General features: G+C 61.9%; 12 protein-coding genes. 1 reads left to right on the forward strand and 11 read right to left on the reverse strand.

What is annotated here, in order from left to right:
- The 10 genes from CAF74_RS05530 to argH form a co-directional block, all read right to left on the reverse strand.
- Nucleotides 1-1,107, reverse strand: coding sequence for an enoyl-CoA hydratase/isomerase family protein (locus CAF74_RS05530; protein ID WP_085745587.1), 1,107 nt, complete (start codon nucleotides 1,105-1,107; stop codon nucleotides 1-3).
- A gap of 190 nt (nucleotides 1,108-1,297) precedes the next feature.
- Nucleotides 1,298-1,984, reverse strand: a complete 687-nt coding sequence (locus CAF74_RS05535) for an HPP family protein (protein ID WP_085745588.1) — start codon at nucleotides 1,982-1,984, stop codon at nucleotides 1,298-1,300.
- Nucleotides 1,985-2,141: 157 nt separating this feature from the next.
- On the reverse strand, nucleotides 2,142-3,320 hold the full coding sequence (locus tag CAF74_RS05540) for an MFS transporter (RefSeq protein ID WP_074690513.1): 1,179 nt from the start codon (nucleotides 3,318-3,320) through the stop codon (nucleotides 2,142-2,144).
- Between the two features lie 16 nt (nucleotides 3,321-3,336).
- Entirely contained in the window at nucleotides 3,337-4,689 is a 1,353-nt protein-coding gene (locus CAF74_RS05545) for an MmgE/PrpD family protein (RefSeq protein WP_085745589.1), read from the reverse strand.
- A complete protein-coding gene (locus CAF74_RS05550; RefSeq protein WP_085745590.1) occupies nucleotides 4,686-5,576 on the reverse strand; it encodes a polysaccharide deacetylase in 891 nt (296 codons plus the stop codon). Before CAF74_RS05550 ends, CAF74_RS05545 begins: the two co-directional genes overlap by 4 nt.
- Nucleotides 5,569-6,417, reverse strand: coding sequence for a polysaccharide deacetylase (locus tag CAF74_RS05555; RefSeq protein ID WP_085745591.1), 849 nt, complete (start codon nucleotides 6,415-6,417; stop codon nucleotides 5,569-5,571). Before CAF74_RS05555 ends, CAF74_RS05550 begins: the two co-directional genes overlap by 8 nt.
- 246 nt (nucleotides 6,418-6,663) lie before the next feature.
- Nucleotides 6,664-7,488, reverse strand: coding sequence for an ABC transporter substrate-binding protein (locus CAF74_RS05560; RefSeq protein WP_085603455.1), 825 nt, complete (start codon nucleotides 7,486-7,488; stop codon nucleotides 6,664-6,666).
- 39 nt (nucleotides 7,489-7,527) lie between these two features.
- Nucleotides 7,528-8,292, reverse strand: coding sequence for an amino acid ABC transporter ATP-binding protein (locus CAF74_RS05565; RefSeq protein ID WP_039768627.1), 765 nt, complete (start codon nucleotides 8,290-8,292; stop codon nucleotides 7,528-7,530).
- Between the two features lie 10 nt (nucleotides 8,293-8,302).
- Complete coding sequence (locus CAF74_RS05570) at nucleotides 8,303-9,181, reverse strand: amino acid ABC transporter permease (RefSeq protein ID WP_085610364.1); 879 nt, start codon at nucleotides 9,179-9,181, stop codon at nucleotides 8,303-8,305.
- Nucleotides 9,182-9,242: 61 nt separating this feature from the next.
- Nucleotides 9,243-10,670: an argininosuccinate lyase gene (argH, locus tag CAF74_RS05575; RefSeq protein ID WP_085745592.1), complete on the reverse strand. Its 1,428-nt coding sequence runs from the start codon at nucleotides 10,668-10,670 to the stop codon at nucleotides 9,243-9,245.
- 297 nt (nucleotides 10,671-10,967) lie between these two features.
- On the opposite strand from argH, the gene CAF74_RS05580 reads away from it, so the two are divergent.
- Nucleotides 10,968-11,933: a LysR family transcriptional regulator gene (locus CAF74_RS05580; RefSeq protein ID WP_085745593.1), complete on the forward strand. Its 966-nt coding sequence runs from the start codon at nucleotides 10,968-10,970 to the stop codon at nucleotides 11,931-11,933.
- Here CAF74_RS05580 and CAF74_RS05585 read toward each other — a convergent pair.
- Nucleotides 11,917-12,444 (reverse strand): GNAT family N-acetyltransferase, encoded by a 528-nt coding sequence (locus CAF74_RS05585; protein WP_085745594.1) that lies wholly within the window; start codon nucleotides 12,442-12,444, stop codon nucleotides 11,917-11,919. The genes CAF74_RS05580 and CAF74_RS05585 overlap by 17 nt on opposite strands.
- Nucleotides 12,445-12,465 lie beyond the last annotated feature (21 nt).

The following is a 12,465-nucleotide window of genomic DNA, read 5'->3' on the forward strand; positions in this document are numbered from 1 at the left end:
TCAGCTCCCGCTCTCTTCGAAACCGTGGAAGAAACTCTCGACCTGCTCGGCGTGCAGTGCAGCCAGGGTCGGCGGGTTCCAGCGTGGTGATTTGTCTTTGTCGATCAGCAAGGCGCGGACGCCTTCGATCAGGTCGCCGCGTTCGAACCATTGGCGATCCAGATGCAGTTCGAGGGCGAAGCAGTGTTCCAGGCTCAGGTGCCGGCCGCGACGCAGCATTTCCAGGGTCACGCCCATGGCCAGCGGCGAGCGGGTTTCCAGCAGGTCGGCGGTGGTGGTCGCCCATTCGTGGCTGTCGGCGACGGTGACGGCGCGCAGTTGCTCGACGATGCTCGGCACGTCAGGCAAGGCGAAGAAATGGTCGATGGCCGGGCGCAAGGCCTCAAGCGGCGCATCCGGCAGGGTTTGCACGGCGTGGCGGGCCAGCAGGTTTTGCAGGTCTTTGAGCGGCGTGTCGTGCCACTCCAGGTGATCGAGCTGTTCGTCGAGAGTGCCGAGTTTGCTGCTGTCCAGATACCAGTCGGCGAGGCCGCAATACAGCGCATCCGCTGCACGGATCTGCACGCCGCTGACGCCCAGATAAATCCCCAGCTCGCCGGGAATGCGCGGCAGGAAATAACTGCCGCCGACATCCGGGAAATAGCCGATCGCCACTTCCGGCATCGCCAGACGGCTCTTCTCGGTGACCACCCGCAGATCGGCGCCTTGCACCAGACCCATGCCGCCGCCGAGGACGAAACCGTCCATCAGCGCCAGCACCGGTTTGCGGTAGTGGTGGATCGTCAGGTCGAGGGCGTATTCCTCGACGAAGAAATCTTCGTGCAGCGTGTCGCCGCTTTTATGGCTGTCGTACAGGGATCGAATGTCGCCACCGGCACAGAAGGCTTTCTCGCCGGCACCGCGCAGCACGACAGCGTGGATATCGGCATCGGCGGCCCAGGCGTCCAGGTGTTGCTGGAGCTGGCGCACCATGTCGAGGGTCAGGGCATTGAGGCCGGCGGGGCGGTTGAGGGTCAGATGACCGATGTGATTGCGAACCTCGGCCAGCACTTCGTGCGGCGTGGCATCCATGGACGAAGTCCGCGGGGATGAAGCCTGAGCAGTCATCACTAACTCCCTGCTTTTATTGTCTTTATTCGAGAAGCTCGCGCGCGAGCGTTACCGGATCGTAACAGTGCAAATTTGCCGTGTACAACGGGGATATGTGCACGGGCTGTCTGCATTTTTACCTTAGGCCAAATGCACGGGATCGGGGCTTCTTTTCAATCGACAACGCTGACAGGGACTGGCTCCGGACTCAGCGGAACACCTGGCCAATGCTGCGCCGCTTGGCGTGCAGTTCACTGGCATGAATCAACTGTTCCAGATCCTCCGGCGTGACGTCGATGAACGCTTCCATGTCCGCCAGCGCCCGTTTCAGGTCTTCAGCCGTGATGGACTGAATATCCACCGGGGCCACAGCCGGCGCGGGTTCGGCAGGGCGTTTCGGGTAGCGGATGCGGGTGAGGTTGTTGTAGGCCAGTGCGGCCAGCAGCAGGCACGCGGCGCTGAGCATCACCGGTTCCAGGGCTTTCCAGTCCATGGCGATGGTCATCGGGTCGGCCAGCACCATGGTCAACGCGACGGCGCCGGCCGGTGGGTGCAGGCAGCGCAGCCAGCACATCAGGATCAGCGCCATGCCGGCGGCGAGGCACGCACTGCCGAGGGATCGACCGAGGACGTGGGCCACCAGCAACGCAACGACGCCTGCGCACAGGTAGCCGCCGATGATCGACCATGGCTGGGCGAGGGCGCCGGACGACACCGCGAATAGCAAAACCGCCGAAGCGCCCAGTGGGCCGATCAGGTGGTAGGCCACTTCAATGCCGAACACCTGACTGCACGCCCACACGCTGAACAACGTGCCCAAGGCCATGCCGATCGCGGCGCGGCTCCATTCGGTGGGGCGGGTGTTGATGGCGGCGGGCAACCAGCGAGCGAGCATGCAGAATCGATCCTTTGCGAAATTCAGGGCAAAAAAAAGGACTTGTCCGTAAACGCGGAAAGTCCTTCGAAGTGTTCCAACTATTGGGGGAGGAACGCGCACAGTGTGCCAAGCAATCACGATGCTGACAAATTCATATAAATGCAGTTTCAGTGCATTATTTATGCAGTAAAGCCACGCGTCGCCCGCTCATGAAACAAAGGAAACCGCCCATAGCCGTCAATGCGCTGAGCGCATAGAACATGGTCGGCGCCGGCGTGTGCATCAGCAGGAAGCCGCAAATTACCGGGCTCAGCGCGCCACCCAGCGCCGCCAGATTCTGCGCGCCGTAATAGCTGCCGCGCAGTTCTTCCGGGGCCAGGGTGTCGACGAACAGAAATTCCGACGGGTAAATGATCATTTCGCCGAGAGTGAAGATGAACATCGCGATGCACCACGTCACCAGGCTGTCGGCGAGGCTGAAACCGATCAATCCAACGATGAACAGGCTGGTGCCGGCGGCGATCCAGTAGCGCAGTTTTTCCCGGTTGAGGAAACGACCGATCTGGTATTGCAGCAGGATCACCGCGATGGCGTTGCAGGCGAGCAGGGCGGCCATGGTTTGCAACGCACGCTGCGAATCCTCGACCACCAGCAGGTATTGCGACAGGTACAGGGTGAAGCGGCCATGGACCACGGTGCTGAGCAGACAGCCGCAGGTGAACATGATCAGCGTGCGGTCGTTTTTCAGGGTGATCAGGGTCTTCAGGAAGCTTTGCGGCTGGCCGATGGCGGCGACCGGGCTGGCGTCCTTCGGGATGCCGATCATCAGGAAGATGCTGCCGAAGGCGATGCCAGCGGCTATCAGGAACGGCGCAATCGGGTACACCCCGGCGATCACCACACCGAGCATCGGGCCCGTGGCGTAGCCGATGTTGGTCAGGGTATAGCGCAGGGAAAATGCCTTGGCCCGTTGGCCCATGGGCAGGTTTTCACTGAGGATCGCCTTGGAGCCGATCAGGAACAGCGCCGAGGCGGTTTCGGTGATGACCAGGGTGGCGGTCGTCAGGTACAGGTCTTTGGCGAATGTCAGCAGCACGAAGCCGATGGCGCTGGAGAGCATCGCCAGAATCAGCAACCGGCGCTTCTCGAGCCGGTCGATGATGTAGCCGCCGTACAGCGCAAGCAGGGTGGCGATGAACACCGCGATGCCCAGCAATAACCCGACATCCTGTTGGTTGAGGCCGAGCTTGTTGCTCAAAAACAGGGTGAGCAACGGACTGGTGATGGCGCGGCTGACGACGATGGTCAGCGAGACGATCATCAGGCGGCGGATAACGAGCGAGTAGGTGGCCACGGAAAATCAAATGTCCTTATTCGGTTAACAGGTGCTCGAGATCGCGCACGGAATCCAGCGTTTGCAGTTGCCGCAGCTGCGCCAGTAAAGGCTCAGCCTTGACCGGTGAAATGACCCGCAACGCCAGACTGAAAAACTTCTCCTCCAGCGCCGCCTCGCTCAGCGGATTGCCCGGCGCCCCCAGCGGCACATCGACACACATACTCGCCTCACGCCCGTCGCGGGTTCGTACAACGACCACTGGCTCGCCATCCTCCGACAGTCGCTCATCCACTTCAAGGCGAATGCGCGTCAGCCAGTAAGCGATGCGCGGATCGTTGCGTGGCTGTTCGTCGTAAGCCTCCAATCGGCAATGACCATGCACCAGTCGCGCGGCGAGGCCATAGGGCAGGCTCATCTGCGCGGCGGCCAGACTTTGGATGTCGCGACCGCCGCACATGTCGAGCAGAAACCCGCACAGGTGCACCTGAACGTCTTCCACCTGATCCGCGCCGATCTGCAATTGCTCCAGCAACAAGCCGAGCGCATCGATCGCCGAATGAGTGCCACGGCAGGCGGCATAGGGTTTGATCGAGCAGCGCGCGAGTTTCCAGACCTGTCCCAATTCGGCATCCAGCGCATCCGGCTGCGCGCTGCCCGGCGCCAGGGTTTTGAGAAACCCGCCCCAGACATCCTCGAACAACACCGACGGCCCGCTGACGCCTTCACGGGCAAAACGCGCCGCGAGCAAACCACCCTCGGCCGCACGACCGCTGTGCAGTTTCTTGCTTTGCGAACCATCATGGATGAACGCCCACAACCCGCCGCTGAAACTGCCGGCGATGCCCAGTGCCGACACGGTTTGCCCGACATCCAGCGCAAAGATCCGTGCACAGGCCGCCGCCGCGCCGAACACGCCGCAAGTGGCGGTCGAATGCCAGCCGGCGCCGTTGTGCGCCGAATAACTGCCGCAGGCTTCCAGCACCCGCCGGCCGATTTCGTAGCCGATGACCACGGCGGTGATGAATTCGCGACCGTCCACCGGCCTATCCACCAGCGACAGCGCCGCCATCACCGCCGGCAACACCACCGCGCCGGAATGATCGCAACCGCCGGTGTCGTCCAGCTCCAGCGCATGGGCGGCGATGCCATTGAGCAATGCCGCATGCCCCGCGCCGACCCGCAACGATGAACCCCAGACCAACGCAGTGCCGGGTTCGGCGCCGAACACCTGCCGCGCCTGAAGCGCCACCGCGCTGTCGGCCCCGGCCAGTGCTGCGCCGAAGGTGTCGAGAATGTGTCGCTTGGCCTGTTCCACCAACGCTGGCGGCAGATCTTCAAACCGTGTGTCGACGCAAAACTGCGCCAGCCGCTGCATGCGTTCGGTCATACGAGGTAGTCCCGATAGTGGCGCTCATACACCGACGCCGGATGATCCTGCGCGACCGGCGCCGCCGTTTGCGCCCACCACTGCGCGACTTCGGCACCGGTGGCGATCCACACGCCGTCATGCTGCTGAATGCCTTGCAGCAATTCCCGCAGCACACCGATACGCCCCGGCGTGGCGATGATTTCCGGGTGCAGGCGCAGCACGTAGCACAGGCCGAAACGGTGGAATCCGGCGAAGTCCATTTGCAGGTTGCCCAGGGTATGGCTGTAGGAGGCGATCCGCGATTGCGCCGGCGGCACGGCCGGGCTCAGATTGAATGCGAAGTAAGGCTCGTCTTCCAGTTCGTAATGCAGCGGCAACTCGACCACTTCAGGCGCAGTTGGATGCAAGAACGGCAGGTCATCGCCACGCCAAGATGACGACCAGAGAATGCCGTGAGCTTTCAAGGCTTCGATGAAGCCCGGCGCTCCGTTACCCGCAGGAATCCGGAAACCGGTCGGACGCACGCCGGTCAACGTTTCCAGCGCTGCACAACCCTTGGCGACTTCCGCACTTTGCGCCGCCAGATCCAGCGTGTCGTAATCCTGATGCCGGTAGCCGGCGCAGGCGATTTCATGGCCGTCAGCCTGGATGGCCGCTATGTGCTGCGGATTTTCCTCGGCAACGATGCCGGGCACGAACCAGCTGCTGCGCACCCCGAGTTCCCTGAACAGGCCGAGCAAACGCTCGACGCCGCGTTGCGTGCCATAGCGCCATACCGAGAGCGTCTTGTCGCGCCCGGCGACTTCCGGGGCCTGGGTGAGAATGCCGTGGATGTCGTTGTAATCGACGGTCAGCACCACCGCGCAGCGTTTGCCGGCGGGCCAGAGGTTGTCAGCGTCAGCCATGGTGATGCTCCTTCAGCCACCAGCGGGCGACGTCGCGGCAGGTGGCGAACCACACGTCATCGCGCTGGCGCATGTGTTCGAAGAGTTTCTCCAGCAACAGGATGCGCCCCGGTTTGCCGGTGATTTTCGGGTGGAAAAGGGTGGTCAGGCACAGGCCTTCGTCCATTGCGCCGTCGTACTCGCGTTGCCAGTTGTCGAGGGTCAGCTCGTAGCTGGCGGTGCGGTCGAGCCCGGACGGGAAGTTCGGTGCGCGGGTGTAGGCGAGGGAGGCGTAGTCGTCCATTTCCCAGCGGCCGGGGATTTCCACCAGTGGCGTGTCGTGGCCGGGGACGTTGACCAGATACGGGCGGTCGTCGCCGCGCATGCTGCTGGAATAGATGACGCCGTTGTCGGCCAGCATTGCCGGGGTTTCGGCGCGCCAGTCGCCAGACGGAGTGCGAAACCCCTCGGCGCGGATGTGCAGGTATTGCCAGAAGACGTCGCGGGATTTGTTCATCACGGCCTGCTGCTGGTCCAGCGTCAGGGCGTAGAAGGATTCGTGTTTGTAGCCGTGGTAGGCGACTTCATGACCGCGCTCGACGATGGCCTGGCATTGTTTCGGCCAGTTTTCCACGACCCACGCGGGGACGAAAAAGGTGGTCGGGATCTTGAAGGCGTCGAGCAGATCCAGCAGGCGCGGCAGGGCGCGGTAGGGGCCGTAGCCGCCGAAGCCGAAGTATTCGGGTTTGTGCCAGATCGAGTTGTTGAGCATGGCATCGCCGGTCGGGCCGTCGAGGTCGAAGGCCAGGGCGAGGCAGGCGTGGTGCTGGTCGGGCCAGGTGGGTTGTTGGGGGGCGGACATTGTTGTGACGCTCCGGGGTTTGGTCAGTTGGATCCTGGGTGTTGATCAGATCGAGCCCTCACCCCAGCCCTCCCGAAACGTCGGACCGCCCGGAGGGAGAGGGAGCCGATCGGGGTGTTCTTCAGGGTTACATCGACCTGAAAAAACGAGTCGAACTCAGGCTTTGAACAGCATGAAAATCGGCTCCCTTTCCCCCTCGCCCCCCTTGGGGGAGAGGGCTGGGGTGAGGGGGAGCGATCTCGAGCCTTACTTGCCCGCGTTAATGGTCACATCCTTGATCGCACCCAACTCCAGATCCCACTTCTTCAGAATCGCGTTATAGCTGCCGTCATCCACCATGCTCTGCAACGCCACCTTCACCGCTTCACTCAGCTCAGGCTTCTTCTTGCTCACACCCAGGCCGGTGAACTGCACGGAGATCGGTTGGCCGACCGTCTTGTACATGTCCTTTTCCTGGGTCTTGAGGTACGACAGGGTTTCGCTGCCCTGCATCGCCGCATCAATGCGGCTCTGACGCAGTTGCGCGCGGGCATCGGCCGAGCCTTCGGTGCCGATCACGTTGATTGCAGGTTTGCCGGCCGCTTCACAGTTTTCCTTGCTCCACGCGGCGATTTCCGCCGGGAAGGTGGTGCGGCGGCTGGTACCGACTTTCTTGCCGCACAGGTCGATGATCTCGTTGGTCGCCGCATTCTTCTGCAAGGTGTAGAACTGCGGGCCGCTGGTGAAGTAGTCGACGAAGGTCACGCTGGCCTGACGCTCGGCGGTGTCGGTCATGCCTGACAGGACCATGTCCACGCGGTCGGTGGTCAGGGCGTTGATCATTTGCTCGAAGCCGGTTTCCTGCCACTTGATCTTCACCCCGAGGCGTTCGGCCAGGGCGTTGCCCAGGTCGTAGTCAAGGCCGGTGAGCTTGTTGGTGGCCGGGTCCTTGAAGTCCATCGGCGGATAGTTGGGCATGATCGCGACGACGATCTCGCCTTTCTCCTTGATGCTGGCCGGCAACTCGGCGGCCACGGCGAAACCGCAAGACATGAGGGAGGTGAGTACTGCTGGAATGACGAAGTTCTTCATGGACGTTCTCTTATGAGTGTTGTGAAGGCCAAAGGGGCCTCAGGTTCGAACGGCAGAAATGAAGCTTTGGGTGCGCGGGTTTTGCGGACTTATTAGTATTTCTTCGGGGCTTCCAGCCTCCACGATCTGCCCGCCGTCCATGAACACCATGCGGTTGGAAACCTCCCGGGCGAAGCCCAGTTCATGGGTGACGACGATCATGGTCATGCCGGTCTGCGCCAGATCGCGCATCACCGACAGCACCTCACCGACCAGTTCCGGGTCGAGTGCCGAAGTGGGTTCATCGAACAGCATCAGTTTGGGGCGCATGGCCAGGGCGCGGGCAATCGCCACCCGTTGCTGCTGACCGCCCGACAACTCGATCGGGTAGCTGTTGCGTTTGTCGGCCAGGCCGACCCGGGCCAGCAGTTCCAAGGCTTCTTCGTGCGCCTCCTTGGGCGAACGCTTGAGCACCTGGCACGGGCCTTCGATGATGTTTTGCAGCACGGTCATGTGCGGGAACAGGTTGAAGCGTTGGAACACCATGCCGGTGGCCAGGCGCTGACGGGCGATCTGCGACTCGTTGAGTTCGTGCAGCTTGTGCCCGACCACGCGGTAGCCGACCAGCTCGCCGTCGACCCAGAGGCCGCCCTTGTCGATCTTTTCCAGCTGATTGACGCAGCGCAGCAGGGTGCTCTTGCCCGAGCCGGACGGGCCGATGATGCACAGCACTTCGCCTTGCTCTACCTCGATGTTGATGTCCTTGAGCGCGTGGTACTGGTCGTAATATTTGTTCAGGCTCACGGCCTTGACGATGTTTCTCATGTTCGACTCCTCAAGAACGCTTGCCGGCGCCGCGAGCGAAACGACGCTCCAGACGGCTTTGACCGAAGGACAGGACGGTGACGGTGGCCAGGTACCAGATACCGGCGACGATCAGCAGCTCCATGACCCGGGCGTTGGCGTAGTAAATGTTCTGGGCGTTGTAGAGCAGTTCCGAGTACTGGATGACGCTCGCCAGCGAGGTCATTTTCACCATGCCGATGAATTCGTTGCCGACCGGCGGAATGATGATCCGCATGGCCTGGGGCAGGATGATCCGGCGCAGCGCCTGCAGGCGCGGCATGCCGATCGACTTGGCGGCTTCGTACTGGCCGGTGTCCACCGAGAGCAGGCCGGCGCGCACCACTTCAGCGGTATAGGCGCCCTGATTGATGCTCAAGCCGAGCAGGGCGGCCACGAACGGGGTCATCAGGCTCACGGTGTCGAGTTCGAACAGGCCGGGAATGCCGATGGTGGGGAAGATCAGCGCCAGGTTGAACCACAACAGCAGTTGCAGAATCAGCGGCGTACCGCGAAACAGCCAGGTGTAGGTCACGGCCACGTAACGCAGGATCGGGTTGGCCGACATGCGCATGATCGCGGTGATCACCCCGAACACGATGCCCAGCGCCATGGCGAGTACGGCCATGATGATCGTGTTGAACAGGCCCCACATGATTGCTTCGGAGGTGAGGAACTGGCCGATGTACGACCATTCGATCTTGCCTTCGGCGAAGGCGCGCACCAGGCCGATGATGGCGATCACAATCAACGTGGCGAAGAAGATCCGCCCGTAATAACGCCGTGGCACATGCTGGTACTGGGTAATGTCGAACTGGTTTTCCGCCAGTTTGCGCTCCGCCTGGAGTCGTTCTGCCTGAGTCTGGCTCATGGTGTTTCTCCGTACACTGTACTTTTCGATCAACCCCCTCCCGGTGGGAGGGGGACCCGGCTTAGAGGCGGAAGCCCTGGTAGTTTTCGGTCCACTGTTGCTGCGCGGCGAGGGCGGTTTTCAGGCGGCCGATCTGCTCGCGCACCTGTTGCGGTGCGGTGCCTCCCCAGCCGCTGCGGGCAGCGATGGCGGCTTCCAGGGTCAGGCTGTCACGCACGTCTGCCGTGAGGCGCGGGTCGATCTCGGCCAGCAGCGCCGGCGAGGCTTCCCACAATTCGAGGTCGTGTTTTTCGCAGGCCTGCACCAGTGCGCCGGTGATTTCGTGTGCCTCCTTGAACGGCACGCCGCGCACCGCCAGCCAGTCGGCAACTTCGGTGGCGAGGGTGAAACCCAGCGGTGCCTGACGGCGCAGTTCCTCGACGTTGACGGTCATGGTCGCGACCATCCCGGCCATCGCCGGCAGCACCAGCAGCAGGGTGTCGACGCTGTCGAGCACGCCGTTCTTGTCTTCGCTCAGGTCGCGGTTGTACGACAGCGGCAGGGATTTGAGCGTCGACAGCAGACCGGTCAGGTTGCCGATCAGACGGCCAGCCTTGCCCCGGGCCAGTTCGGCGATGTCCGGGTTTTTCTTCTGCGGCATGATCGAGCTGCCGGTGGCGTAGGCGTCATCCAGATCGACCCAGCGGAACTGGCGCGACGACCACAGGCAAAACTCTTCGGCCAGACGCGAGATGTTTATCCCGAGCATGCTGGCGATGAACAGGAATTCGGCGACGTGATCGCGGCTGGCCACGGCGTCGATGGAGTTTTCGCAGACCCCGGCGTAACCCATTTCCTTGGCTGACTGCTGCGGCTGACGAGCGATCGCGGAACCGGCCATGGCCGCAGCACCGAGGGGCGACAGCGAAGTGCGCGCGTCCCAATCCACCAGACGCTGTACGTCACGCAGCATCGATTGGGCGTGGGCCAGCAGGTGATGGGCGAACACGATCGGTTGCGCCTGCTGCAAGTGGGTGAAACCCGGGCAGATGCTCTCGACGTGCTGCTCGGCCTGATCCACCAGCGCTGTTTGCAGGGCCAGCACTTCCACGGCCAAGGTGCGGACGTGATCCCGCAGGAACAGGCGCAGGTCGTTGGCAGTCTGGTCATTGCGCGAACGGCCGGCGCGCAGCTTGCCGCCCAGTGCGCCGAGGCGCTCGGTCAGCAAGCGCTCGATAAAGGTGTGAACGTCTTCGTCGTCCAGGGTCGGGGCGATGCGCCCGGCAGCGAAATCGGCACCGATGCCGTCCAGGGCTTCGATCATCGTGCGGGTTTCCTGCTCGTCGAGCAGGCCGGCACGTTGCAGTTCCCCGGCGTGGGCCTTGGAGCCGGCCAGATCGTAAGGCGTCAGGCGGAAATAGCGCTCGGGGCAACGGGACAGGGCCGCCAGGGCTGCGGACGGGCCGCTTTTGAAACGGGCACCCCAGAGACGGTCGGTGGTTTGAGACATTTGTTGTTTTCCTCGTCGGTAACGCGAACTGAAATCGATGTGCCGGGCCTGTCGAGCACGCTGAAAAGTGAGCAGACGGAATCAGGCCAAAGCAGTTTTCAAGAGGGCAGTTGCAAAGAGACAAGAGCTGATCGAAGTGTCAGCTTTTAATATTTGGCGATCAGTGAGTTGGCACTGATGTTCGGGATTTTCTGGCGGTTGCCAAGGCTGGTTTTCTGTGATCATTATTATTAGCCGGCGATGTTTTTGTTGTTGGACACAGATTGTTGAACATTGCGCCAGAGGTAAATCAGCATTATGGAAACCCCACTTTCCAATTCCGGAAACCCACCGGTCAAAACCGCTCACCGGGCACCTTTGGCCCTCAGCGGACTGGATTTCAAACTGCTCAAGGTGTTCAAGGCGGTGGTCGAGGCCGGCGGCTTCAGCGCGGCGCAAAACGAGCTGAATGTGGGCCTGGCCGCGATCAGCAAGCAGATCTCCGACCTGGAAATCCGCATCGGCATGCGCCTGTGTACCCGGGGCCGCGAAGGGTTTCACCTGACCGAAGAAGGGCGTCTGGTGTATCAGGCGTCGATCGATCTGTTTGCTTCGGTCGACAACTTTCGGGATCGGCTTAGTTCGGCACAGAACGAACTTATCGGCGATCTTGGAGTGGGGGTGATCGATAATACGATCAGTGACGATAATTCGCCGTTAGTTGCTGCGCTCAGAAAGATAAATGAACATTCGCCGAAAGTAAGATTTCAACTTCAAGCCACCCAGCTGGATGAAGTGGAAAGAGGCGTAGTTGAAGGGCGCTTAGTTGCCGGAATAGTCCCGGTTTATCAAAGGCGCGAAGAGTTCGATTATTACCCGCTCTATGAAGAACGCTCGCAGGCCTACTGCGCCGTCGGCCATCCGTTGTTCGAGATGCCCGCGGAGCAGATGGGCGGCAACGTGCTGCAGGATTACGAGTGCATCAACCACCGCTATGCGATCCATCGCGACAAGCTCAACTTCGCCCGCTACGACAGTTTTTCCGCCTCGGCGACCCAGGTCGAAGCGGTGGCGTTGCTGATCAAGACCGGGCGTTTCGTGGGCTTTCTGCCCCGGCACTACGCCGCCACGCTGGTGGCCGCCGGGCAGTTTCGCGCGGTGTGCCCGGAGCTGATCCACTTCGACACGCCGTTCAATCTGATCCTGCGGCACAACACCGTGCGCAGTCCGTTGGTCAAGGCGTTCGCCCAGGCACTGGGGGTTGATCTCAAGCCGACGGCGTGAGTATCAGGCGCATGGCGCAACGTCGCTCACCGGGCAATCCGTGAGTGATTTCATCGCGCAATACATCGCGCAGACGTGCGTCCGTGTCTTCGGTGTTCAATAGCGCAAAACCCATGCGTTGATAGAACGGCGCATTCCACGGCAAATCGCGAAATGTCGTCAGCGTCACCGCCCGAAGTTGCCACAGACGCGCCTGTTCAATCGCCGCCAACAGCAACTTGCGACCGACGCCCCGGCCCTGAAAGTGTTGGCTGACGGACAGTTCCTCAATGTGCAACTGTTGGTCGACAGTCACCGCCCTTAAAAAACCTGCAAGTTGCCCGTCGTTGTTTTCCGCCATCCACATTTCACCCCGTTCAATGGCCGGTAAATGCGCCGAGGCCTGCGGCACGGCGGCATCCGCCAGCCAGGCCAATGAAGGGTCGAGGCGAAACAGCGCGGCGGCCGAGCGCTCGATGGCGGGGAGGGCGGTGGCATCGGCTGCCAGGGCCTGTCGCACAGTAAAGGTCATCAGTCAGCGGTCCCTGTCGAA

The sequence above is a fragment of the Pseudomonas sp. R45(2017) genome, assembly GCF_002112305.1.
Lineage (GTDB): Bacteria > Pseudomonadota > Gammaproteobacteria > Pseudomonadales > Pseudomonadaceae > Aquipseudomonas > Aquipseudomonas paraglycinae.